The sequence below is a fragment of the Methanoculleus sp. genome, assembly GCF_030019085.1.
Taxonomy (GTDB): Archaea; Halobacteriota; Methanomicrobia; order Methanomicrobiales; family Methanoculleaceae; genus Methanoculleus.
The window spans coordinates 49,848-74,180 of the sequence record NZ_JASEFJ010000006.1; the positions used below are offsets into that span (position 1 = coordinate 49,848).

Below are 24,333 nucleotides of genomic sequence, written 5' to 3' on the forward strand. Positions count from 1 at the left end.
CCTGGAGAATACAAACTCTCCATGCCAATTTTTCGATGGAGAACCACGGATCAGAAGAGGGGGTTGTCAGCAGCGAGGCAAGTCCGCTTGAAATCTCTCCAGGTAGATATTTATCAAACCATGGGGGCATTGGTCCGGTATCTCCGGGGTCTCCTGCGCACCATCATCCCAGAGTATAAATAAACCCGTCAACAATATTTTAGGGATATCGATGGACTTCAAAATTACCCGTGATGTGAGGAATGAGGTTTTGAAGAGGAGAGAACTCGAGTTTGTTCTCACCTTTGAGGGACCGACGCCCTCGCGGAAGAGCATTCAGGAGAAACTTGCCGCATTGCAGAACAAGAATGAGAATCTCATCGTGCTCGACCTTGAAAGAACCCGGTTCGGGAAGATGGAACTTGTAGGCCGTGCCCGGATCTATGACGATGAGGAGACGAAGATCTCAACTGAGCGCAAGTATCTGCTCAAGCGCGGCGAAGCGAAGGCTGAGAGCGAGGCTTGAATAGCATGGCGGCTAAGAGATACGAGTGCTACGAGGTCAAAGGCAACGCGGTGGTACTGCTGAAGCGACACTGTCCCCGCTGCGGTCCCGGCGTCCTGATGGCCGAGCATGAGGATCGTGTGGCCTGCGGCAAGTGCGGTTACACTGAATTCCGTAAGTAGGCCATAACCTACTCATAACGATAAACGACCGCGAGAGCCTTATGCTGGTAGCGGTCGGTCTTTTCCTCATAACGGAGCAAGACCTGTTCTATGTCATATAAACGACCTGAAGAGGGGCTGGTGCTGGGACTTGAGGGGACGGCGTGGAACCTCAGCGCCTCTCTCTTCGGGGAGGATCTTGTCGCCCTCCATTCGTCACCATACGTCCCTCCAAAGGGTGGGATCCATCCGCGGGAGGCTGCGCAGCACCATGCTTCGGTGATGAAGGATGTCATTTCCAGGGTGCTGACCGACCCTGAACGGATCAGGGCGGTTGCATTCTCGCAGGGCCCGGGTCTTGGCCCATCTCTACGGACGGTGGCGACAGCAGCGCGTGCCCTATCGATAGCCCTGGGCGTGCCGCTCGTTGGTGTTAACCACTGTGTGGCGCATATCGAGATCGGGAGATGGGCGACGGGGTTTTCTGACCCGATCGTTCTCTATGCGAGCGGTGCAAACACCCAGGTGCTCGGTTACCTCAATGGTCGTTACCGGATATTCGGGGAGACGCTGGATATAGGTCTTGGAAACGCGCTTGATAAGTTTGCACGATACCATGACCTGCCGCACCCCGGTGGTCCGGCCATCGAGAACCTGGCGCGCATGGGTGGTTATATCGAACTTCCATACACCGTGAAGGGAATGGATCTTGCCTTCTCCGGACTGGTCAGCGCCGCCCAGGAGAGCACGGCCCCGCTGGAGGATGTCTGTTTCAGCCTCCAGGAGACCGCGTTTGCGATGTGTGTTGAGGTGACGGAGCGGGCTCTTGCCCACGCCGGGAAGGATGAGGTGATCCTTGTCGGCGGGGTGGGTGCAAACAGACGGTTACAGGAGATGCTCCGGGTTATGTGCGAGGAACGGGGGGCGGTGTTCGCCGTCCCTGAGCGGACTTATCTCGGCGACAACGGCGCGATGATAGCCTATACGGGCAGGATCATGCTGGAACACGGTGCCACCCTTCCTCTCGAAGAGTCGCAGATCAGGCCGGGTTATAGGGCTGATGAGGTGGAGGTTGTCTGGAGGACGGAACCTGGCGAGATCTTTGCTGGCGGCCCGCAAGAAGATGGGATTGCCCGGGGTGCGGAAGCTGTCGTGGAGATTGGTGAGGATGCTGTTGTCAAGCGCCGGTTGAGCAAACGCTACCGGCACCCGAAACTGGATCGCCGTTTGATCGCCGAGAGGACGAGGGCGGAGGCGCGCCTTATATCGATGGCGCGGCGGGGGGGTGTCCCCACACCTGTGATCCGGGATATAACGTCCGACACGATCGTGATGGAGCGGGTTCGAGGCGATCTGCTCAAGTATGTTGCAACACCGGAAACGATCCGGGTCGCTGGCGAGACGGTAGGGAGGCTGCACGCTGCCGGGATTGTCCACGGCGACCTGACGACCAGCAACATGATCTTCCGCAACGGTCAGTGTGTCCTGATAGATTTCGGGCTTGCCTCGACATCATCGGAGGTCGAGAGCCGAGGGGTCGATCTCCACGTCTTCTTCCAGACGCTGGAGAGCACCACCGCCAATTCGGGGGAACTGATCGAGGCGTTCATCGAGGGCTACTCTGGCGCCTTCCCCGACGCGGACGCGGTTATTGAGCGGGAGCACGAGATCGAACTGCGGGGGCGTTATCTCTGAAGATCGCGGTGGTGACGAGCAACGCCAACAAGGCTCGGGAGGTTGCGGCATACTTTGAAGGGGTGCTCGAGGTCGAGCATGTTGCCCTGGAGTGTCCGGAGTTCCGGCATAACGATGTTGGAGAGATCGCCAGCGGGAAGGCAAAGTTTGCCTACAGGAGGCTCTCAAGGCCTCTGATAGTCGATGACACCGGTCTATTCATCGATGCGCTTGGCGGGTTTCCGGGGCCATATGCCGCCTATGTCCAGGATACGATCGGCAACGCAGGGATCCTGAGACTGATGGAGGGCATCGAGGAGAGGAGCGCCCGTTTCGAGACGGCGATCGCGTTTGCACGGGAGGACGGCATCCGGGTCTTCCGGGGCGTCATTTCCGGGACGATCGTTGCCCCGCGGGGGGCAGAGGGGTTCGGTTATGACCCTATATTTGAGTATGCGGGGCAGACGCTTGCCGAGATGCCGCTTGCCGAGAAGAACCGGGTCTCACACCGGGCGCGTGCCCTTCAGGCGTTCCGGGCCTGGATCGAGCAGGAGATCGGGGAGCGACAGAACCGTTAAGAGGGAACAAGAACAAATAGCATAGAGCTGACAAGTGGTGTTTTTGACATGGCGAGATTTCCTGAAGCTGAAGCACGTCTCCTCAATGTAAAGATCTGCATGAAATGCAATGCCCGGAACGCAGTTCGCGCGACACACTGCCGCAAGTGTGGTTCAGACGAACTCCGGCCAAAGTCCAGGGAGCGTAAGGCGTAAAGACCGGTGCGCCATTTTTAGCGCGCCGCTGGTATACTCTTTTTAGGATCAATACAGGGCTAATCCCCGCCATTTCAAAGCCGGGATAGAGCTCGTCCACCCGCTACGGTTATAGTTCACGCTCTCCCATAATGGCGTTGTGCCTAAAGCGCATCGTTACCTACTCTACCCGACACAATCTCAGGTCTCTCACATGGAACAGACGCTGTAGGTATGCCGATGGGTCTATGACGAGACGCTTGCAATGTGAAAGAACACGTGGGAACAGGAACAGCGATCTATCTCCTGTTATGTGTCGAAACGTCAGATCCCTCTCTGGAAAAAAGAGTGTCCTGAACTGAAACAGGTCTATTCTCAGGTGCAGGATGTCTCCATGCGCGTTGACCTTGCGTTCAAAGCTTCTTCCGGCGAGTAAAGGCAGGAGAAAACCCCGGATACCTCACGGTTCAAGGGGATGGGGCGATACGACAGTTTCACATACCCTAGTATGGATTCAAACTTGAGGGAGATCGTCTCCATCTCTCGAAGATCAGAGACGTGAAGATCGTCCTCTATCGCCCCATCGAGGGTACGATCAAGACTCTCACGGTCCGGCGGTCTTCAACCGGGAAGTGGGGGGCAAAGCGGAGGATACTGGCTTTCATGTGATCCTGGTGAACCCAGGAATACATCACAGCAGTGTTCCAGATGTGGTATGATCGTCGCTAAGACGCTCTCTGATCAAGTCCATTCCTGCCCGCATTGTGGGTTGATGATGGACCGCGACCAGAACGCGGCGATCAACATTATGAGATTGGGGTTGCAATCTCAGGGGTAACATCCAGGATGCCCCCGACGAGAGGAGGGGGAGCAGTCACAGGGTTATATGTTCTTCAGGCTGAGTAATAGGTGACCTTTCGGCCTTCCTCGCTGTACTCGCCACGATAGGTCTCGATGTTACGTTTGTAGCCGATTCGCTCTTTAAATCCGAGTTCTTGTAGCCGTTTGCGGACCCGCATAACGTCTGCTTCATCCGCCCAGTCCTTCGTGTAGACGTAGATGACCCTCCGCTTGTCGCGAGAGTCGGGGTCAGGCTTTGCGGTGCTGACCTTCGCGGATATCCCGAGTCCCCCTCTCACCGTCTCGTCCCGAACTTTCCGCCACGCCTCGTCCGCCTCTTCAGGAGGGACGAAGATAAGCCATTTCCCTGCCCTCTCGTCGTCGACCCCCCGCTCATGCGGACCCGGCGCGTCCTGGACTATCCAGTATGTTCTGGTCGTTTTTGAGGGGAGAACTCCCTCCCCCTCCCGCAGGGGGGCGTAGATGGCATCGATACTTCCGAATCGTTTAAGCAGGGCCTCTGCAAGTTCCGGGTAATCTTCTCTGAAATGACCTAATATCTCACGGAGATCCGACTCGAAATCGATCCCCCGCTCAACAAGCTCAAAGAGGTAAGGGCCGCGCCGCCGGAGTTCGCGGTTGAGGTAGATCTCAAAGATCCCGTAGGCTGCGTCGGCCAGGGTCTCCGGATCGATCTCGTTCATACCTTATGGTAGTCGTCGTAACAATGAAAATGGTTTTGAAGTTAACGGGCAAGCGCTTTTGCAACGAGATCTGCAGCCCGCTCCCCGGAGAGTAGCATTCCGCCAAAGATCGGCCCCATACGGCACTCACCAGCAACGGCGTTTGCTGCCATCCCTGTGACGAACAGACCGGGGTAGACCTCTTTTGTGTGCTCCAGGATCCGGGACTCGGCACGCTCGGCCCACATGAAACTCTCGCCTTTGACCTTAAGGTTGCCACCTTTACGCTCGATCATCCGGGCGATCATCGCATCGTGTCCTGTTGCATCGACCGTGCAGGTGCAGGCGATGGTGAGCGGGTCGACGTGCAGTCCGGCCATCTCGACCGGCGTCCAGTTGATGACCAGGCCCCCCACCCTGCCGTCGCCGCGGACCATCACATCCTCGACCGTGACCAGGTTGAAGAACTCTACACCGGCGTCACATGCCGCCGCGGTGAGTTTGGCAACAGCCTCAACCGATTTCGCGACGTAGTAGCCTTCCTCAAACTCGTGGAAGGTGACTTCAAACCGGTCGAGTAACCGTTTTGCCTCTTCCTGGACGACAATCCGTGGAAACATCATGCCGCCGCCCCACATCCCGCCACCTATGCTGAGTTTCTTCTCGATCAGGGCACACCGGATCCCCCGCTCGCCAAGGAGCGCGGCGCATGTCAGTCCCGAAGGCCCGCCGCCGATGACGGCGGCCTCAACCTCAAGGTGGTCTATGAGTGCCCGGTGCTGCTCTTCAAGGATTGCCCTGCTTATGGTAACTTCGTTCAGTGTCATCGCTCTAATACTATATGATGCCCTGTAAAGATAAGGGCACCGACATGCGCCCCGAAAAGCCGTCAGATTGCGGTTTTGAGCGCGAAGATTCAGAATGATATCGACGAAGGACTTAATATCGGCACGGCACAACATATATCCTACCATGAAATGGACGCGCGACTTCGGTCTAACCATGAGGATGTTCCTGACTTCGTTTCTGCTCCTCATAGTCTACCTGATCTTCCTTGGCATCCTTGCCGCGCTTGGGTTTCCGTTTGGGTCCCTCCTGGTGATAGCTGCTGTTATGGCGTTCCTCCAGTACTACTTCTCCGATAAACTGGTGCTCTGGAGCACCAGGACGAGGATCGTCGAGGAGGACGAGTACCCGGAGTTGCACCGGATGGTAGAGAGTCTTGCCGCCAGGGCGGGTCTCCCCAAGCCGAAGGTCGGGATCACGGCGTCGCCGGTGCCGAACGCGTTCGCTACCGGACGCAGCCCGAAGAACGCTGTCGTGGCGGTAACCGACTCGATCATGCGGACGCTCAACCGCGAGGAGCTCGAGGCGGTGCTCGCCCACGAGATATCCCATGTGAAGAACCGGGATATGCTGACCCTTACGATGGCAAGTTTCGTCTCGATGCTTGCCTTCCTGATCATGCGTAACTGGATCTTCATAAGCCTCTTCAACAATCGTGACAACAACATGGGCGCGCTGATACTGGTCTACGTCGTCTCGATTGTCGTATGGCTGGTGAGCACCCTGCTAACGCGGGCCCTCTCCCGTTACCGGGAGTTTGCGGCGGACCGTGGCAGTGCCATTCTGACGGAGAACCCCCGGGCTCTGATATCGGCGCTGACGAAGATCAGCGGCCGCATGGACTACATCCCGGCCGAGAAGAAGCAGGAGATTGAGGGGGCGAATGCTTTCTTCATCATCCCGGCCCTCTCGGGAAACACGCTGATGGAACTCTTCTCCACCCACCCACCCCTTGAGAAGCGGGTGGCCGCCCTTCAGGAACTGGAGGCACAGATGCGGGGCTACTGACCCCGCCTCTTCAGAACCCATCAGATCAACGGTCTGGGTTTCAAGTGGTGTTCAGTGAGACCACCAGGGGCGACCTACTCCCGGCATTGTATCAAGGGGTGAATCGCACCTTGGGGGAGGAACTTCCTCTCCAGGCTGTGACAGAAACCCGCGAGTACCGCAAGAAAACCCCAAATGGCGGTTGTTTTCCCCTGGTATTTATAGACAGTCGCCCAACTCTAGAATTGTGTCCCCGCTTGCCTCCCCAGTCTCTGCATGTCTTCAGGAACACGGCCCTTCATCGACCACCCCACCTCGCGGCGCTCATCAAGGTCTCCTCCCGCCCCCTCAGGGGGCAGGCAGTCTGTGGCGATAGACCCGGATGGCCGTGCCAGGGAGGGTTTCACCCTGATGCTGGAGATACCCTCCCTTGCACTGTATCCATGGAGAATCGCCTCCCGTCCCTGTCTCCTGCATCTCCGGTCGAACCGCCTTCGCTGGCCATCCCCACCACCCAGGGATGGCCGTGCATGGGTCATCTCCAGAATCTCCCCCGTGTTTCCGGTTTTAAACTACCAGGATATAATATCAGGCTACAGAGGGAGTGTATTTTTGCAAGGGAAGTGATCTTTGAGCCTTGAAGTGCGGATCTAACGGCAAAATAAGGCTAAAGATCCAGGTAGTTCTGGATGGGGCTGATATTCATGGGTGTTCACATGAAAGTCCACTCGAGATCGGAAACGGCAAAACGCGACATGCCAGCGACTACTGCGCATCGGCGGTCTTCATCAGTTGACCACCCCTCATCAGCAATAGCATCTCACAAAAAACAGGTTCATTCTCATGGCGGGGTTCATCAAACCGGGGCACAGTCTGGAGGAACCGGTTTGATGGCCTCTCTCTAGTCCCCTCTCACCCAATATTTAATATTCTGCACCGCCCACATAAGTAAGCAAATCTTGCAGAGTGCATCGATGGTCTAGTGGTATGACTTTGGCCTTCCAAGCCAACAGCCCGGGTTCAATTCCCGGTCGATGCATGGGGCCCGTGGTCTAGGTGGTTATGACGTCGCCTTCACACGGCGAAGATCTCGAGTTCGAATCTCGACGGGCCCATCTCTTCTTATCCAGCCGGTTTCCTGCGAAAGATGTGATCAGCGGGAGAAGGGATGATCGTTTACTCCCGCTTCCTCTGCAAGGCCCCTCCACGCCTGAGCATGTGGGTCTTTTATCAGGCTCCCTGCATATGGCGTCCCTGCGGCCGCCTTCAGTAGGAGAGGGTAGTAGCGACCGACATACTCTTTAACCATCCGGCGAGACGAGAACCCCGGGGCATTGCTCCTGATCGACTCTTTCATCATTCTGACCCATCCGTGCGGGATATCATCGATGGAGCGGTCGTAGTAGAGCGGGACGATCTCCCTCTCAAGAAGATCGTATATTGCCGCCGCATCGATGCTGTCCCTTGAGTCGCAATCGGCCGCCTCCCCTCCAAACGCCCAGCCGTTCCTGCCATTATAGCCCTCCACCCACCAACCGTCCAGGATTGAGAGGTTCAGCACGCCGTTGAGCGCCGCCTTCATACCGCTTGTCCCGCTCGCCTCCATCGGGGGCAGCGGGTTGTTCAACCAGACGTCAACTCCCTGCACGAGGTAGCGGGCCACATGGTTGTTGTAATCCTCTATGAAGGCAACCCGTCCTCCAAATCCGGGGTCCTGCGTGTGCTGGTATATCCGCTGGAGCGTCCGTTTCCCCTCGGTGTCTGCCGGGTGGGCCTTCCCGGCGAAGATGATCTGGACGGGACACCAGGGGTTGTTCACGATGCGTTTGAGTCGGTCTGGGTCCTCGAATATGAGGTATGCACGCTTATAAGTCGAGAACCGTCTGGCAAACCCGATCGTCAGGATTGAGGGGTCCAGAAACGCGCCTCCGATCCCCGGTTTCGCCGCCCTGACCAGTTGCGTCGTCCAACGGATCCGTTCCCGTTCCCGGAGCCGATTGAGAAGTTTTGCCTTCAGCCAGAGGTGGAGGTTCCAGAGTTCGGCGTCTGGAATCTCGTTTATCAGTTCCCAGACCATCGGGTTGTCGTGCTCCGCCAGCCAGCCGGGTGCAGTGGGGCCGATGTAGCGGTCGTAGAGCGCCTGCATACGGGTGTTCAGCCATGTTTGAAGATGTACACCGTTTGTAACGTAGTCTACTGGCGCCTCGTCTCCACCTGACCCGTGCCAGAGAGATTTCCACATATCGGAGGCGACCGCCCCGTTTGCCCGCGAGACGCCGTTATGGTGCGCCGAGAGACGGAGCGCCAGCGCGGTCATGTTGAAACCGGAGGCTGGTTGCTCGGGGTTGGCCCCGAGGTGCAGAAACCGGGATCGGTCGATCCCTAGCGCCGTGTAGTAGGACGCGAAGTATCTCTCGATCAGGTCGAGGGGGAAGACATCATGGCCGGCCGGGACCGGAGTATGCGTCGTAAAGATTGTGGTCGCCCGCACCTCTTCAAGTGCCCCCTCAAACGTCATTCCCCCCTCAACACGCTCCCTGATCCGCTCGAGCAGCGCAAAGGCCGGGTGCCCCTCGTTCAGGTGAACCGCTAAATACTCGATACCGAGAGCGTGGAGCACCTTCCGCCCGCCGATGCCAAGCACTATCTCCTGGCGGAGGCGTTGTTCGAGGTCGCCGGCATAAAGTCTGGCCGATATACCGCGGTTTTCGGGTTCGTTGCAGGGTATGTCTGTATCCAGAAGGTAGAGGGGTATCCTGCCGACCTGCACCTTCCAGACCGCCACGTATATGGGCGGGTCGATATGGGGAACCCGGACTACAAGGTCCCTGCCGTCGGTATCGAGAACACGGGTGATCGGCGCAGCATCGTGGTCGAGTGGCTGGGTGATATCTTCCTGCCAGCCATCCGGATTGATCTGCTGGCAGACGTAACCCTGGGAGTAGAGAAACCCGACGGCAACCAGCGGGATCCCGAGATCGCTGGCCTCCTTTAAGTGGTCGCCGGCAAGGAACCCGAGTCCACCTGCATAGATGGGTAACGAGTGGTGGAGTCCGTACTCTGCTGAGAAGTAGGCGAGCGTCAAAGGTGGGTGGTCGGGGTAGTTCTCTGAGAACCAGGTTCCGGTTGTGTTCATGTACTTCCTGAACCGGTGCATGATGATGTCATAGCGGTGGCAGTAGGCGGGATTATTTGCTGCCCGGTTCAGGAACTCAACCGGGATCTCGCGAAGCATCCGGATCGGGTTATGTGCGCTGGTCCTCCACGCCTGATGGTTCAATTGTTTGAAGAGTATTCGGGCCTCCGGTTTCCAGCTCCACCAGAGGTTGTATGCCAGGTCAACAAGTCCGTAGATCCGTTTCGGGACACGATCAAACTGTTCGTGGATGGAATCTTCCATTAAACCCTGTCCTCTGATTGCTGTGTAGTTTTTCCCGCAGTTATTATATGTTTTTTGATATCTCTCCATATCCAGATGATATCAAAATTATTTAGTCATTTACGGTCTTTTCACCTCCTCCCATAGATCTCTGTCATCCCGGCAAATTCCTGCATGACCCCATCCCTCATCTGATCCGGGCGGAGCCGCCATTCCCAGTTTCCTTTTGTCGTGGCCGGCCGGTTCATCCGTGCCTCTTGCCCGAGACCCAGTATGTCCTGCATCGGGATTATAGCGGTCTCTGCAGGTGAGAGCATTGCGAGGCGGACGAAAACACCTGGCACCTGATCGGCGCTCACTGCCCTTCCTATGTAGCGGAAGAGAAGGTCTTTCTGGTAGTCGGTGGTCTCATGTTCAAACCATCCCCGGACGGTGTTGTTGTCGTGTGTTCCCGTGTAGGCGACACAGTTCTGGCCGATGTTGTGGGGGGCGTTGAGGTTCTCTGCGATCTCGCCTTCAAACCCAAAGAGCAGGACCCTCATCCCGGGAAACCCGAACATTGCCATCATCGCGTGGACATCGGGGGTTATGTAACCGAGGTCCTCGGCGATGATCGGGAGGCACGCCCTCCCCCGGGCAAGGTGCGTCAGTAGTTCGCGGCCGGGTGCATCGACCCAGCGACCGTTCTGCGCGGTAGCATCACCGGCCGGGACCTCCCAGTACTGGACGAACCCCCGGAAGTGATCGAGTCGCAGCATGTCGACAAGAGATAGCGCACGCTCGATCCGGCTCTCCCACCACGAAAACCGCTGTTCTCTGTGCGTTTCCCATCGGTAAACGGGGTTTCCCCAGAGCTGTCCGGTCTCACTGAAGAGATCCGGTGGGACGCCCGCGACGACGGTCGGCCTCTTCTGCTCATCGAGTTTGAAGAGTTCCGGGTTTGACCAGGTATCGGCGCTGTCGTATGTGATATAGAACGGGATGTCCCCGACGACCTGGATCCGGAGGGCACGAGAGAGTTCTTTGAATCTCTTCCACTGTCTGTCAAAGACGTACTGGAGGAACTTCTCACGCAAGATCCGGTCGGCAAGTTCCGTTGCGTAGTTCCGCAGCGTCTCCCGCTCCCTGTCCCTGACGGCAACCGGCCAGTCGCCCCATGCCCGTCCGCCAAAATGTTCTTTCAAGGCCACAAATAGGGCATAATCATCGAGCCAGGGGGCGTTCTCAGCCACAAACTCCTCGTAACGGGGGTCGCTGCCCTGTTCCATGAAACGTTCAAAACCTAGGTCAAAGAGCGTGTTCTTGTAGCCGATCATCCGCGGGTAGTCGACCCTGTCCACGGGGAACGATGGCGGTTCTGCGATCTCTGCGGCGTCGAGAAAACCGTCTGCAACCATCTGTTCCGGGCTGATGAGCCAGGTGTTTCCGGCAAACGCCGAGTTGCTCTGGTAGGGTGAGTTGCCGAACGCCGGGAACGTCGGGTTCAGGGGGAGGATCTGCCAGTAGCGCTGCCCGGAATCGGCGAGGATCTCCAGAAACCGCTGCGCCGCATGACCCAGGTCGCCGATCCCATATGCTGAGGGAAGAGACGTTATATGGAGCAGAACTCCGCTCCCTCGCCGGTTCATTCCTCTCTCACCCCGCAGACAACACACACACCCAGGCATACCGCCGCCCTCCTGTAAGCCTCCACCCACCGTTTTGCACCGGCATTGCCACGTCCGGCACGCTCGCACATCTCTGTGTGGTGTCTGCGTAGCCCGATACAGATGTTCTGGCTCTCCCAGAGGTCGAGTGGCAGTGCAAGCAACCTCGCACAACCTACGATACGCGGGATCTCCTCGAGCGGCGCGGGATCATCCGGTCTGGCCGCCGCCGCCCGGATAGACTCCTCAATCCTCCTCCCCGCCACCGCTGCCAGATAGGGTATGTCGGGTGCAGCGTTCAGGGTCTCCAGATCCTTTGCGACCGCCATAAATCGGTCCGGGTCCTGGCACCCTTCATCAAAGATCGCGGCGAGGTACCTGCTTCGGGCATGCGCAAGGAGGTGAACTGCGGCCCCTGGTAACGGGATCCCCAGTTCTTTGAGCGTCCGGATCAGGGTCGATTCGTCCAGGTAGACGCCGCAGACCGCCTCTTCGATCGTGGGTGTCATATCATTAGCGATCGCCCACCTCTCCTCGTCGGAGAGGTCTGCTGAGGTATAGATCCGGCTGAAACCTGCCGGTATCGTCCAGGCCGGTTCCGGGCCAGCGAGTGCCTCCCGTATTGCCTCATAGTCGCAAGGATCGTTCACCCCGAGGATGAGGCGGTCGAGCCCGTCAAATAGCGCGGCCGTGTCATAGATACCCGCCTCCCCCGTAGCGCGGGACCGCAGGTGAACCCTCCCCATGATACGCCGCCGATCACTGGCGTTCAGGCGATAGGGCCACTCCTCCTGGATAGCATACATCCCGGAGGTGGTTGCGGGATGATCCAGACCGAAGAGGGCGTAGAGGGCAACCCCGACCGCGATACGGGGCGGATCGAAAACCCGCGGGCGTACACGGGTTGCGTAGACCTCGGCACCGGTTGTGTGTCGGGGATTGTTACTCGCGGCCCGGCGGAGGATCTCGACGAACGCCGGTTCAAGGTCGAGTCCGAGAGCCTGCCGGGCAAGATCGATTGCCCGTTTTGCGTGGCGTATAACCTGAACACTTCCGGGTTCAGCGATATCATCGAAGAACCAGCCACAACTCGTCTGCATAAGGAGCGCCTGCCGCTCCATCTCAAGGAGCGCCAGGAGATGTTGTCGCTCTTCCGCAGAGAGGTTACCGGCAGCGTGCCTGGAGATGAACGCCTCAACGCCCTCATCCGACCAGTTATCCAGGACGAGGCTGATGGCGTCGTCCCGGGCCGCCACGGGGTCGTCGAGAATCCCGGTGAGGGCTTCATCTGACCTGGGTGCGATGGTGTCCCTGACCATGACGATCGCCTCCCGGAGAGGCCCGCGCCACGCCTGCGACCACGTGGGGTGCGCGCCGCTGTTGCAACCGCAATCCCTGCGCCAGCGTTCTATGCCGTGGGGGCAACTCCAGGACGTCTCCTCCCGGACGATGACCTCATGCGTGGGGGGGTGGGAAGCCAGGTAGGCGCCGTAGACCGTTAGGTTTACGTTCTGGTGCGACTCGAGCGACCGGAGGCAGTAGGCGAGCGCCATATCCCCGAATTTGTGGTGGTGACCGTAAGTCTCCCCATCGGTTGCGATGTGAACAAGTTCTGAGCGTCCCCCTCCGGCTGAGAACGCCTCGACCAGCCTTTCGGCAAACCGCTCCCCGCTCGAGAGGAGGTCGCCGAACGCGACTTCCTGTGAGATCCCGGCGTTGTAGAAGAAGACCGAGATCCTCCGGCCTGAGGGGAGGCGGCAGAGATAGGGCATGGTTGTATCCACGTTATCATCAGTTACCTCTGTCCAGGTCGCCGTCCCGATCTCCCGCACCCTCGCCGCCTGATGTGGGGCGAGGATGGTGAAGCGGATCCCGGCCTCCGCCATCAGGTCGAGCGTCTCAAGATCGACCGCGGTCTCGGGGAGCCACATGCCCTCAGGTCTCCGGCCGAACCGTTCCACAAAATCGCGAACTCCCCAGACGACCTGTGTCCGCTTATCACGCCGGGTTGTAAGCGGCATGATGACGTGGTTGTAGCAACAGGCGATCGCCGACCCATGGCCGGCATGTCGTTCCTGGCTTTCGCGATCGGCCGCAAGGATCGCCTCGTAGACCTCCTGGCGGTGGCGGGCAAGCCAGGATAACAACGTCGGTGCGGCCGTGAAACTTATCCGCGCGTAGGTATTTACGATCTCTTCGATCAGTCCGTCGGCATTCAGGATGCGTGCGGCGGTGTTCGGGGCGTAACACTCTGCGGTCACCCGCTCGTTCCAGTCGTGGTAAGGGGCGGCGGAGCGCTGCATGCCGACCTCCCCGAGCCAGGGGTTCTCCCGCGATGGCTGGTAGAAGTGGCCGTGGATGCAGACGGCACGCTCCTCCATCCGGTTTACACCCCCTCGGGGGTGAAGATTACCACCGCAAGAGGGGGCAGCGTGAGCGGGAGAGACCACGCCCGTCCGTGCGCCGGAACCTGTTCCGCTTCCACCCCACCAAGGTTCCCTACACCACTGCCCCCGTACTCTACCGCATCGCTGTTGAGCACTTCTCGCCAGAACCCGCCGAACGGCACGCCTATCCGGTAACCGTAGCGGGGTACCGGGGTGAAGTTGCAGGCGACAAGGACGATATCATCGACAGACCGCCCTCGCCGCAGGAAACTTATGATGCTCTTCTCAGCATCTGAGAAGTCCACCCACTCAAACCCAGAAGACTCGGTATCACACTCGTGGAGGGCGGTTTTGCGGCGGTACAGACGGTTTAGGTCGGTGACCCAGCGGAGGATACCCTGATGCGGGGCATACTGGAGGAGGTGCCACTCAAGCCCCTTCTCGTGGTTCCACTCTGACCACTGCCCAAACTCCCCGCCCATGAAGAGGAGTTTCTTCCCGGGGTGTGTGAACATATACCCGAAGAGGAGACGGAGGTTCGCCCTTTTCTGCCACTCATCGCCTGGCATCTTTCCTATGAGCGCGCTCTTCTCGTGGACGACCTCGTCATGCGAGAGGGGAAGGATGTAGCGCTCGGAGAAGGCGTAGCATATGCTGAACGTCAGGAGGTCGTGCCGGTACTTCCGATAGATCGGGTCGAGCGCGAAGTAGTCGAGTGTGTCATGCATCCAGCCCATGTTCCATTTCAGGTCAAACCCTAACCCGCCCGTAGCGCCTGGCGCGGTCACCCCTGCCCAGGCGGTCGCTTCTTCGGCTATGGCGAGCGTATCTGGGTAATTTGCATGGACGGTACCGTTCAACTTCCGGAGGAATCCTATTGCATCCAGGTTCTCATGCCCACCGTGGATGTTTGGCGTCCACTCGCCTGGACCACGGGCGTAGTCAAGGTAGAGCATCGAGGAGACCGCGTCCACTCTGAGACCGTCAGCGTGGTAGCGATCGAGCCAGAAGACGGCGCTGCTGATAAGAAACGATCGAACCTCGTTTCGCCCCAGGTTAAAGACGTAACTCTTCCACTCCGGGTGGTAGCGCTGGCCCGGGTGCTCATACTCATAAAGGTGGGTGCCATCAAAGTAGGAGAGACCGTATCCATCTGAAGGAAAATGGGACGGCACCCAGTCCAGGATCACCCCGATCCCGCGCTTGTGGAGGTGGTCGACGAGATGCATGAAGTCCTGCGGGGTACCATACCTGCTCGTCGGGGCGAAGTAGCCTAGCGTCTGGTAACCCCAGGAGGCGTAGAGCGGGTGCTCCATGATCGGGAGGAACTCGATATGCGTAAATCCTGTATCGAGGAGGTAACTTGCGAGTTCTACAGCGAGTTCCTGATAACTCATACACCGTTTTCCTCCATCATGCGGCAATCGCCACGATCCGGCGTGGACCTCGTAGATGGAGATCGGAGCGGTGGGGTTGTTATACTCTTCCCGGCGCCGCATCCAAGCCCGATCGTGCCATGAGTAGGAGAGGTCCCAGATTATGGACGCGGTCTTCGGCGGAACCTCCCAGTAGCGGGCGAAGGGGTCGCCTTTCTCCACCGAGTAGTTGTTGTAGCGACTCCTGACGTAATACTTGTAGAGATCCCCGTGACCGAGATCCGGGACAAACCCCTCCCAGATGCCGGACCCGTCGCCCCGCGCCTTGAGCGGGTTTTTCCCGGCCATCCAGCCGTTGAAGTCGCCTATGACCGAGACCTCCTCGGCGTTTGGCGCCCAGACCGCAAAGAATGTTCCTTTAACGCCGTTGGAGACGGCGATGTGCGACCCCAGTTTTTCGTAAAGGCGTGTGTGCGTCCCCTGCCTGAAGAGGTAGACATCGTAATCGGTTATGAGACTCCCCGTCTTTGTTATATCGGGCAACCTCTGTTGCACGCTCTTCATCCCTCCCTGACGCCGGCGTCGCGGCCCGCAGCAATTACCTTCCGGTATACCTCAAGCATCCGGTCGGTGACGACGCTCCACCTGAACCGCTCCATCACCTTCCGCCGCCCCGCCCGCCCGAGTTTCTGCATGTGGGCGGGGTCGTTGACGAGGAGACAGATTCCCCAGGCTATCGATTCCGGACGGACGGGGACCTTGATCCCGTCCTTGAAGTTCTCGATGTTCTCGGCGAGTCCGCCGACGTCTGTCGCAACGACGCAACGCTCCGCGCTCCAGGCTTCTGTCAGGACGAGTCCAAAAGGCTCGTTTCTGCTTGGTATGGCTACCAGGTCGGAGGCGTTCAGTAGCTGGAGGTGCTCCTCGTCGGAGACGTAACCCAGGAACTGCACCGGAAGACCGGCCGCCATCTTCTCCAGAGTGTCGCGCATATCCCCGGTACCTGCGAAGAGGAACTGGACATCCCAGCGTCTGGCAAGGATCGCGGGTATGGCCTGAACCAGGAGGTCCGGGCCTTTCTGGTAGGTGAGGCGGCCGACAAAGAGGACGACGGGTGCAAGGGGATGTATGCCGTAACGTTTCTTCACCTCGCCAGGCTCGACCTGGATGCGGTAGGCGTCGGGGTCGATCCCGTTCGGGATGACGGTGACTTTCCATTCGGGGACGCCATACAGCCACATCACCTCTGTCTTTGTAGAATTCGAGACCGTTGTGACCGCTTTTGCGATGTAGCCACCATACCATTCCTTGCTCGATATCTCCCTGAACTCCCACCAACCGCCGAAGTTTCCGCCGTTCCTGCCGTACTCGGTGGAGTGGTAGGAGAGAATGGTGTTACGGTCGCGCAGGACGTGCATCGCCTCGACCATGTGCCAGTCGTGGAAGTGGAGGATGTCAAACGGTGGCGTGTCGTGAGCACGGAAGGCGTCGAGAAGCATGTTGCTCATAGTCCTGCAGTAATCGACGATGTTATCGCCATAGGGCAGGCAGTAATGGTAGCGGACACCTTTGATGGTTGTATCTTCCTGATCTCCGCGTGTGAAGAAGTGGACGTCGTGCCCCCTTGCCGCCAGGTGTTCGGCAAGGTGGGTTGCCGCCGGTGCAAGCCCACCAACCTTGAACCTGGAGTGGAGAGTCTCCCAGCAGAAGAATGCTATCTTATACGTTTCCATAGACTGTCTATCCTCTTCTGGATCGTTGACCGGAGTTCGTTGCGGTCGGTGATGCCCGAGATATTCTTTGCGAGGGTTGTATCGCCGATGACGAGTTCGATCCAGCGTGTGAAATCCCCGCGCTCAAGGTGGTAGTTGACTACGTCGTCGGGGGCGAACTCGAGGATGTTTACGAATTCCTGCAGGCTGTGGGCGGCGTAGCCGATTGGCCGCTCGTGCGACGAGAAGTGGAAAGCTTTCTCTGGCGAGACGCAGCGGAGTGAGAGGACTGCCCGTGGTGAGCGGCTGGCGGGAGCTGACCGTTCCTCCAGGTCTGAGAGGACTCGCATGAAGGTGATGAAATGGTCGTGGGCGGCCTGCTGGCTGGTGGGATAAGATGTTTTTCCACAGGAGGTCGATCGCATCGCCATCCTGCGCAGGTTTTCGGTGTCAAGGAGGCGGCGCCAGACCTTTTTGTCGGCAACAAGGTTTCCAGCTTCCTCGAGCGCCTGAAGGGCGGCCTGCTGGAGGATGGTTCGCTGTTGGTTCTCTGGCGGGGCCGTCTCCCCGATATCGCCGTGCGAAGGGAACCTGGCGATGGCATCTGAGGGGTGTGTGCTCTCAACCCCTTTTGCGGCCAGGGCTGCGGGGAGAGCATGCAGGAACTCAAGGATACCTGTCTCGGCCCCGATGGTGTCGCCGAATACGCGGTAATCCAGGTAGAGCGTGATGCACTCGCCCGGAGAGATTGAAATCCACTCCGCGTAGCGGTCGGCCGTGAGCGGCCACCTGTCCCAGTCGCGCCAGGGGAACCTGACTGCGATATCGTCGGCAAGATTGCAGTGGGTTATGATGACCGGGAGACCGTTGTAGGTATAGACGTGGTTTGGGTCGCTATCTAGAGCGGGGCCGCTGTCGCCCTCGATGATGGCTGCCTTGATCCCGTTATCACTGAGTACCTCCGCGGTGGACGGGGTGATGGAGTAGTCAGTATGCGCGAAGGTGGTCGGCACCGCTGAGAAGTAATCCTTCATCAGGTCGCGGTGCATCAGGACTTCGGTCTCGAACTCTCCGAGATCCCTGAACTGGCCGGCAACGCTGTGGTAGTAGGTCTCTGCAAGGAGTTCGACGTTCCGGTGCGTGGCCGCACGGGAGAGGAGGTCGAGCATGTCGGGGTACCACGCTTCCAGGAGTTCCACTACGACGCCGGAGATGCTGAGAGCGCATGCGAACCCCTCATCAAGGGTGTCGATCAGGATCTCCGTTGCCGGTCGGAATGAGCGGTCGATAACGATACCCAGGTCTTCCTTCAGGTATGGGTCAAAATAACTTTCCTTTACATCTTTTAACCTCTTTGCCATATCCGGTCGAAACCCCGGGTTTAGATAGCAGGGATAGTGGATATCAAACCCGGGACAGACTGCTGGTGGAGTTTGCCCCTCGCCTTTCATTGGAGATAGATGGCCTTTTCCGTATATAAATGTCTTCGAGTCGATCTGTCATCGTGTCCCTTTGGGGGTGGCAGAAGGGAGAGAGAGGCCGGGCGGGGTCTGCGGCGGTGATCGGGTGGCGGGGGGGTGGAGTGCGATCTCTCTGCCTACCCTGTAGTGAGACGCCGCTACTTTGGTTATTGGAGGTTTTTTTTCCCGGTATTGTGCGGAGGGATGGTCAAATCAGCGTCGGCGAGTGGTGATTGTCCCTGGAAAGCCGTGACAGGCGGTGCAGATGAGATTCCTGCGTGTCTAATTGGCAACTGACGAAGAACATCCTCCTCCTGTCTCTCGCATCTCATCTGGAGACTCTCATTCAGTGTTCAGCCTCGCCCCCGGAGTAGTGTCCCACTCAAACTTCCCCTGCACCCGTCCCCGGAGAGTTTCATCAAGCCATGGCACAGCCGACGGTTCCGGTCATGCCGCAGGCCAGAGCCAAAGGTTCTATAACACTCTCTCCCGATCACTCTTCCAGGGAGTGTTACCGCATGGATTACCTGGAGGAGTTTCCCGTTCTATTCATCGATGACGAACTGCACTCGGACACCGCGGAAGGGAGGGCTTCACGGGAGATAGTAAAAGAACTGAAAGAAGAGGATTTTCCAGTCATCGAGGCGTTGACCGCCCGCGATGGGGTTCATGCAATCCTCTCGCACCCCCATGTATGCTGTGTCATCATCGACTGGGACCTGACCCCCGAGCCTGCCGATGGCATGCTCACAGCTGCAGACCTGATCACTCTCATAAGGGAGCGTAACCCGAAGGTCCCTATATTCTTGAACACAGAGAAACTGGCGATCTCCGCCATCCCCCTCAGCGTCATATCCCGGATCGATGGCTACATCTGGAAACTTGAGGATACCCCTGCGTTCATCGCCGGGCACGTCAAACGTGCGGCAAAGAACTACCTCTCCGACGTCCTCCCGCCGTTCTTCCGGGGGTTGATGGACTATGTTGAGGATTACCGTTACTCCTGGCATACCCCGGGCCACATGGGTGGTGTTGCATTCCTGAAGAACGCGGCAGGCAGGATCTTCTACAAATTCTTCGGGGAGAACACCCTCCGGGCAGACCTCTCTGTCTCGGTGCCGGAACTGGGGTCGCTCCTGGAGCACTCCGGTGTTGTTGGGGAGGCAGAGCGGAAGGCTGCGGAGGTCTTCGGGGCCGACCGGACGTACTTCGTCACCGGCGGCACGTCGGCAGCAAACAAGATCGTCTGGCTCGGCACCGTCACCCCGGGCGATCTCGTTCTGGTGGACCGGAACTGTCATGCCTCCGTTATGCACGCGATCATCATGACCGGTGCCATCCCCGTCTACCTCATACCAGCCCGGAACGACTACGGTATCATCGGTCCCATCCGGAGCAGCGAGTTTCGGCCGGAGGTCATCGCTGAGAAGATAAGAAGATGCCCTCTCGTTGAGGGTCCTGCATCGCAGCCGGTTCGACTGGCCACGATCACAAACTCCACCTACGATGGGATCTGTTATAGCACCGGCTGGATAGAGGAGCGTCTGCGGGACGTGGTCGCGTACCTCCACTTCGACGAGGCATGGTCGGCATATGCCCGATTCCATCCCCTCTACGCCGGCAGATTCGGGATGCGCCGCAGCACGGATCCGGCCGATCCGACGGTTTTTGCCACCCAGTCGACCCACAAGGTTCTGGCTGCCTTCTCTCAGGGTTCGATGCTCCACGTCCGGCAGGGTCGGGGCGCTGTTGATCACGCCCGTTTCAATGAGGCGTTCATGATGTTCACCTCTACATCTCCCCAGTACACGATCATCGCATCTCTGGACGTTGCCACAAAGATGATGTCCGGACACTCGGGGAAGTTCCTGGTCGAGGAAGCGCTTGAAGAGGCCATAGTCTTCCGGAAGAAGATGGTGGCGGTGGCCGAAGAGATCCGGATGAACCCTCTCCCGGATGAGAAGTACTGGTGGTTCACGGTCTGGCAACCCGACTGCATCATGGGTCAGGAGACGGAGACAAACGATCATCTCCTCCAGGAGGATGCGGGCTGCTGGCTCTTAAACCCCGATGAGGCCTGGCACGGTTTTGACGGGATCGAGGAGAGATACGCGATGCTCGACCCCGTCAAGGTGACCATCCTCACCCCGGGGGTAGGGGTTGGCGGGGGAATGGAGGAACGGGGGATACCGGCTGCCATCGTTACGAAATACCTGCGAGAAAGTGGGATTGTTGTCGAGAAGACGGGGTATTACTCGTTCCTCGTCCTCTTCACTCTGGGTATAACGAAGGGCAAATCAGGGACGCTGCTTGCGGAACTCTTCCGGTTCAAGGCGCTCTACGACGGCAACAGCCCGCTTGAGGAGGTCTTCCCTGACCTGGTGCGTCGGTATCCGGCGAGGTATGGGGGGCTCGGACTTGCAGAGATCTGCGGGGAGATGCACGAGTTCCTCCGGTCTGAGTCGATCACTGAGGTTGTGCGGAACGTCTATTCGAGGCTTCCGGAACAGGTGATGACCCCGGCAGAGGCCTACCTTCGCCTTGTGCGTGGAGAGGTGACGCAGGTGCCGGTCTCCTCACTCGAGGGGCGAACCGTGGCGGTGATGGTTGTCCCCTACCCGCCAGGGATCCCTGTCATTATGCCCGGGGAACGGTGCGGCCCGGAGACACGGGCGATTGTGGATTATCTTGGCATACTGCAGGAGTTCGATACCCGGTTTCCGGGGTTCGAGAGCGAGGTGCACGGGGTGGACGTCGTGATGGAGGACGGGCAGAGGGTCTACTACGTCTACTGTGTTGCGGAGTGACACCGGTCAATCCCGCACGCTGCCCCGGGCGAGCGAGGCGAAAGTGCTTCTGGCACAGAGGGCGGGGTTGGAGAAGGCGAACGCCCCGTTCGACGCGAAGAGTCGGACGTTCAGGGCCGCAAGGAGCGTCACGCCGTAGAAGACCAAATCGACGAGATCGAACCATTCTTCGCATGCGTCGGCCCACTTCCTGGCAAGTTGGCAGCGGATCTGATAGACGATATAGATGCCGAGCGGGATGCTACCATAAGCAAATCAGTTACACGTCTGGATTTTGTTGGAAAAAGAGCCTCAGTTCCGTTGTGAGTAATCTCCTGTTTCAACGGTTATTTTCGGAAAAATCCCTTTAGGTGAGGTTTAACATTCCGCGCAACACCTTTCCCGCACTGCGCTTGTCCTTCAGAAGAGTGCGGAATGGGCGATTCCCGGCGGAATGCCCGTGATCCTGCGTGCTATTTCGGAGACGCTCGGGTGATCTCTCACGCGCCGAGATCGACGTACTGCTTGCGTATATAAAACGTGTAAAGAAATTGGACAGAATTTTTATACGGAGATCTTCCGATGTCTCATCGGTGGGTTCTGATGAAGATCAGCCGTATTATAGGACTTCTGGCCGTTGTCGCCTTCATAGTGCCGGTGGTTTCAGCTGCAGGTATCGGAAACGAAAATGACGGAGTCGCGGGACTTCTCTCGCAGCCGGACGAGTATGGAATCTGTGAATATTTTACAATCACGCAGGGAGAGACTGATACCCATCTATTCAATGTACCAGCCGGTATGTCCTTACTGAAGGTCGACTTAAACTGGTTTACCCCGGATCACTCCTTGAGATTGGAGATCTACAGATCAGATGGGAGCCTATACGGTTCGTACCATGACAATTCTGATGGACGTTTAGATGGACGGACCCGCGTAGATATAAGCATCCCTGCATCAGGTAACTGGAGAATTAAAGTGTATGGCGAGAGTGTGACAGGAACTATTCCGTATGCTCTGAATTGCAATGCTTATACTTAAATGATTACCGCTCACTTGCTTTCAATAAAGATGAACTCCTACCAAACCAAATCATTTTATTGATACCGGTTTTATGTAAAGCCATGGTCACGGGGATGCGGATTACTGGAATCGCTCTGGTCATCTTCTGCCTCGCACTGCTGCCATCTGCCGCATGTGCTACTGCTGTTCAGGACGCATATCCGGAGAAGGTGCCGTTGGATCTGATTCCGGTGTACGTCTGGAATATCCCCCTGGATATTGTTATTCTCGGGCTCGTATCCATATTCGTTCCGGTGCTCTTTGTCCCGATGCAGCTTGTATTCTCGCTGCTCGCATGGTTACATTTCGGCCATAAGAGAGTCCTGCGCAATAACGTCCTTGAGAACGAAACCCGGAATGCAGTGTACCTATGCATACGCGATAATCCGGGAATCAATGCAAGTTCTCTCTCCCGGTTGCTCGGGATGAATATCGGAACCCTCCGCTACCACGTAGAGATGCTGTGCAGGATGGGAATGGTCGTCCCCGAGCCGAACTGCAGAGGCATGAGATATTACGTCGACACGGGCGCCTGTCCCGGTCTGGAACGAAAGGTGGCGAGATATCTCAACGAGCAGTCAAAGAGTCGGATACTCAATATCATTTTGCAACATCCAGGAAGCACGAGAAAAGAGATCGCGTCCCGGCTCATAATGTCGGGCGCGAACGTCACCTGGCATATGAAACCGCTGCTCCGGGACGGTATTGTCAGAGACGAGAAGAAAGGACGGTTCGTACACTACTACATCTGTGCCGATGCGAAAGAGTGTGTACAAGCCCACGGATCGGGGAAGCCCGCCATCGCCGGGGAGCGGGTGTCCGGCACCGGTATCTGATTGCCGTTCGATAGTTCTCTATAACTGCACCGTTTGCCCCTTTTCCCGGATCATCTCGCGGCTTATCGAGGATACGTTTAGAGTTTCCGGGCGCCGCCTGCACGTCATGCATAGACGACAGAGTCGGCCCGGGCGATCTCCTGCTCGGGGAAGATGATGATGCGATCCGGTATGCTCTCTGCGGTCGTAATTCCGCCCGACTGCCCGATCTCCGGGAAGATCTCGATCACATGCCGGGAGACTTCAGAAGAGAACGTGGCCTCCTTCAGGGGACGGAGCGATCCGTCCACGAAGACATACAGGTCGCCGTTGGTTTTGTTGTAGGTCATTGGACCGTCGTGTTTGAACGTCGTGAGCGTTATATTGTATTCTCCGTGAGTGAGATCGTCAAACTCGATCCTGTCGGCCTCGCGTAATATGGCGAGGGGATGTACCCCCTGCATGGGGAAGTCAAATATCTGGTCGTTATAATATACGTTGCCGCTCTGGTGGACATATACCTCGTACGCGTGCTCCTCCCCGTCTACGTAGCCGATCCAGTGGAGTTCGGTGAACTGCACTGTTCCGTCTTTGTCGATATACTGGTTCAGCTGGATGAGCACGGCCGACTCGTTCGAAAACGCCTGCTCCTGTACAAGCGTATTCCAGAGGTCAACCAGGTCGGGTCGGCACTCCCGGGAGTCAAAAGAGATATGCATCTCTCCTTTGGTGATCTCGGGCTGCTCGGGCATGTAGAAATAGTGCACGAGGACGAGAGCGATGAGGATGCTCCAGATGACAATCTGGCTCTTTTTCATGGGACCTCCGGATAGGAGCGTTCTGATTTCGACGGGTTTTTGTACGGGTTGAAGGTACTGTCGCTCATGGCTGATATGGTTTATGCAATCGGCCGGCAGACCTGCCTGCTCGTTGGCAGAACCCGGCACTTCGGGTGCAGGGCGCGCGCAAGTGCGGCAGTCGGAGGCTGCTGCGTCCTGTACGGCATATATCACCGTGAGAATGGGTTCTCTCCTGTGTCCTCGTCTTCCGGGGAGGGTTCTCTCCGTTCACTTTCGGCAAAAACCTGCCGACGTGTAAATGAATTGGACAGAATTTCTAAATAGATCGCTACTCATGTCATTGTGTGAATGCTTCAGAGCGGCGTCCGCAAAAGGTGTGGGGCTGCCCATCCCTGGTTGACGACCGGATGACGCGCCCCGCATGCCCAGAGGCAAAGGGAGCGTACGCGTTCTGCGTACTTAAACGTGTGCCTCTTTTGCCTCCGG

The 24,333-nt window shown here is 57.9% G+C and carries 19 protein-coding genes, 2 tRNA genes and 1 pseudogene; 12 read left to right on the plus strand and 10 right to left on the minus strand.

The features are described 5' to 3' along the window. Positions 1 to 250: 250 nt before the first annotated feature. From QMC91_RS04550 to QMC91_RS09975, 6 genes and pseudogenes are all read left to right on the plus strand, one after another. Positions 251 to 505, plus strand: a complete 255-nt coding sequence (locus QMC91_RS04550) for a 30S ribosomal protein S24e (RefSeq protein ID WP_366944374.1) — start codon at positions 251 to 253, stop codon at positions 503 to 505. Between the two features lie 5 nt (positions 506 to 510). Beyond that, entirely contained in the window at positions 511 to 666 is a 156-nt protein-coding gene (locus tag QMC91_RS04555) for a 30S ribosomal protein S27ae (RefSeq protein WP_300235982.1), read from the plus strand. A gap of 90 nt (positions 667 to 756) precedes the next feature. Further along, positions 757 to 2,340: a bifunctional N(6)-L-threonylcarbamoyladenine synthase/serine/threonine protein kinase gene (locus QMC91_RS04560; protein WP_300236017.1), complete on the plus strand. Its 1,584-nt coding sequence runs from the start codon at positions 757 to 759 to the stop codon at positions 2,338 to 2,340. Next, positions 2,337 to 2,897, plus strand: coding sequence for an RdgB/HAM1 family non-canonical purine NTP pyrophosphatase (gene rdgB, locus QMC91_RS04565; RefSeq protein WP_300236065.1), 561 nt, complete (start codon positions 2,337 to 2,339; stop codon positions 2,895 to 2,897). The genes QMC91_RS04560 and rdgB overlap by 4 nt, the downstream gene beginning before the upstream one ends. Before the next feature lie 48 nt (positions 2,898 to 2,945). Continuing rightward, on the plus strand, positions 2,946 to 3,092 hold the full coding sequence (locus QMC91_RS04570; protein ID WP_214023258.1) for a 50S ribosomal protein L40e: 147 nt from the start codon (positions 2,946 to 2,948) through the stop codon (positions 3,090 to 3,092). A 667-nt stretch (positions 3,093 to 3,759) separates the two neighbouring features. Beyond that, a pseudogene (locus QMC91_RS09975) lies at positions 3,760 to 3,909 on the plus strand (zinc ribbon domain-containing protein); the annotation flags it as partial. A 55-nt stretch (positions 3,910 to 3,964) separates the two neighbouring features. On the opposite strand, the gene QMC91_RS04575 reads toward QMC91_RS09975, so the two are convergent. Together QMC91_RS04575 and QMC91_RS04580 are read right to left on the minus strand one after the other, a co-directional pair. Next, positions 3,965 to 4,615 (minus strand): putative phosphothreonine lyase domain-containg protein, encoded by a 651-nt coding sequence (locus QMC91_RS04575; protein ID WP_300236021.1) that lies wholly within the window; start codon positions 4,613 to 4,615, stop codon positions 3,965 to 3,967. A 41-nt stretch (positions 4,616 to 4,656) separates the two neighbouring features. After that, positions 4,657 to 5,421, minus strand: coding sequence for a sulfide-dependent adenosine diphosphate thiazole synthase (locus QMC91_RS04580; RefSeq protein ID WP_300236024.1), 765 nt, complete (start codon positions 5,419 to 5,421; stop codon positions 4,657 to 4,659). A gap of 145 nt (positions 5,422 to 5,566) precedes the next feature. On the opposite strand from QMC91_RS04580, the gene htpX reads away from it, so the two are divergent. The 3 genes from htpX (at position 5,567) to QMC91_RS04595 (ending at position 7,542) form a co-directional block, all read left to right on the plus strand. Next, positions 5,567 to 6,448: a zinc metalloprotease HtpX gene (gene htpX, locus QMC91_RS04585; RefSeq protein WP_300236027.1), complete on the plus strand. Its 882-nt coding sequence runs from the start codon at positions 5,567 to 5,569 to the stop codon at positions 6,446 to 6,448. A gap of 947 nt (positions 6,449 to 7,395) precedes the next feature. Further along, positions 7,396 to 7,466 (plus strand) — tRNA-Gly (locus tag QMC91_RS04590). Positions 7,467 to 7,468: 2 nt separating this feature from the next. Further along, positions 7,469 to 7,542, plus strand: a tRNA-Val gene (locus QMC91_RS04595). A gap of 38 nt (positions 7,543 to 7,580) precedes the next feature. On the opposite strand, the gene glgP is transcribed toward QMC91_RS04595, so the two are convergent. The 6 genes from glgP to QMC91_RS04625 all read right to left on the minus strand — a co-directional run bounded on the left by glgP (position 7,581) and on the right by QMC91_RS04625 (position 18,378). Then, positions 7,581 to 9,827, minus strand: a complete 2,247-nt coding sequence (gene glgP, locus QMC91_RS04600; protein WP_300236029.1) for an alpha-glucan family phosphorylase — start codon at positions 9,825 to 9,827, stop codon at positions 7,581 to 7,583. A 110-nt stretch (positions 9,828 to 9,937) separates the two neighbouring features. After that, positions 9,938 to 11,434: a 4-alpha-glucanotransferase gene (malQ, locus tag QMC91_RS04605; protein ID WP_300236032.1), complete on the minus strand. Its 1,497-nt coding sequence runs from the start codon at positions 11,432 to 11,434 to the stop codon at positions 9,938 to 9,940. After that, the gene (locus QMC91_RS04610; protein ID WP_300236035.1) at positions 11,431 to 13,833 is read right to left on the minus strand and encodes a DUF3536 domain-containing protein; all 2,403 of its coding nucleotides are present in this window, start codon (positions 13,831 to 13,833) and stop codon (positions 11,431 to 11,433) included. The genes malQ and QMC91_RS04610 overlap by 4 nt, the downstream gene beginning before the upstream one ends. Before the next feature lie 5 nt (positions 13,834 to 13,838). Further along, the gene (glgB, locus tag QMC91_RS04615; RefSeq protein ID WP_300236037.1) at positions 13,839 to 15,779 is read right to left on the minus strand and encodes a 1,4-alpha-glucan branching protein GlgB; all 1,941 of its coding nucleotides are present in this window, start codon (positions 15,777 to 15,779) and stop codon (positions 13,839 to 13,841) included. Then, entirely contained in the window at positions 15,776 to 16,948 is a 1,173-nt protein-coding gene (locus QMC91_RS04620; RefSeq protein ID WP_300236040.1) for a glycosyltransferase family 4 protein, read from the minus strand. Before QMC91_RS04620 ends, glgB begins: the two co-directional genes overlap by 4 nt. Then, entirely contained in the window at positions 16,930 to 18,378 is a 1,449-nt protein-coding gene (locus tag QMC91_RS04625; RefSeq protein ID WP_300236043.1) for an alpha-amylase, read from the minus strand. Before QMC91_RS04625 ends, QMC91_RS04620 begins: the two co-directional genes overlap by 19 nt. A 434-nt stretch (positions 18,379 to 18,812) precedes the next feature. Here QMC91_RS04625 and QMC91_RS04630 point away from each other — a divergent pair, with 434 nt between their 5' ends. Further along, on the plus strand, positions 18,813 to 21,194 hold the full coding sequence (locus QMC91_RS04630; RefSeq protein ID WP_300236045.1) for an Orn/Lys/Arg decarboxylase N-terminal domain-containing protein: 2,382 nt from the start codon (positions 18,813 to 18,815) through the stop codon (positions 21,192 to 21,194). A gap of 6 nt (positions 21,195 to 21,200) precedes the next feature. Here QMC91_RS04630 and QMC91_RS04635 read toward each other — a convergent pair whose 3' ends face one another. Then, positions 21,201 to 21,326, minus strand: a complete 126-nt coding sequence (locus QMC91_RS04635; protein WP_261597805.1) for a hypothetical protein — start codon at positions 21,324 to 21,326, stop codon at positions 21,201 to 21,203. Between the two features lie 450 nt (positions 21,327 to 21,776). Here QMC91_RS04635 and QMC91_RS04640 point away from each other — a divergent pair, with 450 nt between their 5' ends. Continuing rightward, positions 21,777 to 22,211: a pre-peptidase C-terminal domain-containing protein gene (locus tag QMC91_RS04640; protein WP_300236050.1), complete on the plus strand. Its 435-nt coding sequence runs from the start codon at positions 21,777 to 21,779 to the stop codon at positions 22,209 to 22,211. A gap of 95 nt (positions 22,212 to 22,306) precedes the next feature. Then, complete coding sequence (locus QMC91_RS04645; RefSeq protein WP_300236053.1) at positions 22,307 to 23,068, plus strand: winged helix-turn-helix transcriptional regulator; 762 nt, start codon at positions 22,307 to 22,309, stop codon at positions 23,066 to 23,068. A gap of 104 nt (positions 23,069 to 23,172) precedes the next feature. On the opposite strand, the gene QMC91_RS04650 is transcribed toward QMC91_RS04645, so the two are convergent. Beyond that, positions 23,173 to 23,865: a hypothetical protein gene (locus QMC91_RS04650; RefSeq protein ID WP_300236056.1), complete on the minus strand. Its 693-nt coding sequence runs from the start codon at positions 23,863 to 23,865 to the stop codon at positions 23,173 to 23,175. Positions 23,866 to 24,333 lie beyond the last annotated feature (468 nt).

Excerpts from the sequence above, each read along its gene's own strand:
- QMC91_RS04650 (WP_300236056.1), bottom strand. The coding sequence starts at position 23,865 with ATGAAAAAGAGCCAGATTGTCATCTGGAGCATCCTCATCGCTCTCGTC.
- htpX (WP_300236027.1), top strand. The coding sequence starts at position 5,567 with ATGAAATGGACGCGCGACTTCGGTCTAACCATGAGGATGTTCCTGACT.
- QMC91_RS04555 (WP_300235982.1), top strand. The coding sequence starts at position 511 with ATGGCGGCTAAGAGATACGAGTGCTACGAGGTCAAAGGCAACGCGGTG.
- QMC91_RS04580 (WP_300236024.1), bottom strand. The coding sequence starts at position 5,421 with ATGACACTGAACGAAGTTACCATAAGCAGGGCAATCCTTGAAGAGCAG.
- QMC91_RS04570 (WP_214023258.1), top strand. The coding sequence starts at position 2,946 with ATGGCGAGATTTCCTGAAGCTGAAGCACGTCTCCTCAATGTAAAGATC.
- QMC91_RS04625 (WP_300236043.1), bottom strand. The coding sequence starts at position 18,378 with ATGAAAGGCGAGGGGCAAACTCCACCAGCAGTCTGTCCCGGGTTTGAT.
- QMC91_RS04575 (WP_300236021.1), bottom strand. The coding sequence starts at position 4,615 with ATGAACGAGATCGATCCGGAGACCCTGGCCGACGCAGCCTACGGGATC.
- QMC91_RS04645 (WP_300236053.1), top strand. The coding sequence starts at position 22,307 with ATGCGGATTACTGGAATCGCTCTGGTCATCTTCTGCCTCGCACTGCTG.
- QMC91_RS04560 (WP_300236017.1), top strand. The coding sequence starts at position 757 with ATGTCATATAAACGACCTGAAGAGGGGCTGGTGCTGGGACTTGAGGGG.
- QMC91_RS04640 (WP_300236050.1), top strand. The coding sequence starts at position 21,777 with ATGAAGATCAGCCGTATTATAGGACTTCTGGCCGTTGTCGCCTTCATA.
- QMC91_RS04630 (WP_300236045.1), top strand. The coding sequence starts at position 18,813 with ATGGCACAGCCGACGGTTCCGGTCATGCCGCAGGCCAGAGCCAAAGGT.
- glgB (WP_300236037.1), bottom strand. The coding sequence starts at position 15,779 with ATGAAGAGCGTGCAACAGAGGTTGCCCGATATAACAAAGACGGGGAGT.
- malQ (WP_300236032.1), bottom strand. The coding sequence starts at position 11,434 with ATGAACCGGCGAGGGAGCGGAGTTCTGCTCCATATAACGTCTCTTCCC.
- glgP (WP_300236029.1), bottom strand. The coding sequence starts at position 9,827 with ATGGAAGATTCCATCCACGAACAGTTTGATCGTGTCCCGAAACGGATC.
- QMC91_RS04610 (WP_300236035.1), bottom strand. The coding sequence starts at position 13,833 with ATGGAGGAGCGTGCCGTCTGCATCCACGGCCACTTCTACCAGCCATCG.
- QMC91_RS04620 (WP_300236040.1), bottom strand. The coding sequence starts at position 16,948 with ATGGAAACGTATAAGATAGCATTCTTCTGCTGGGAGACTCTCCACTCC.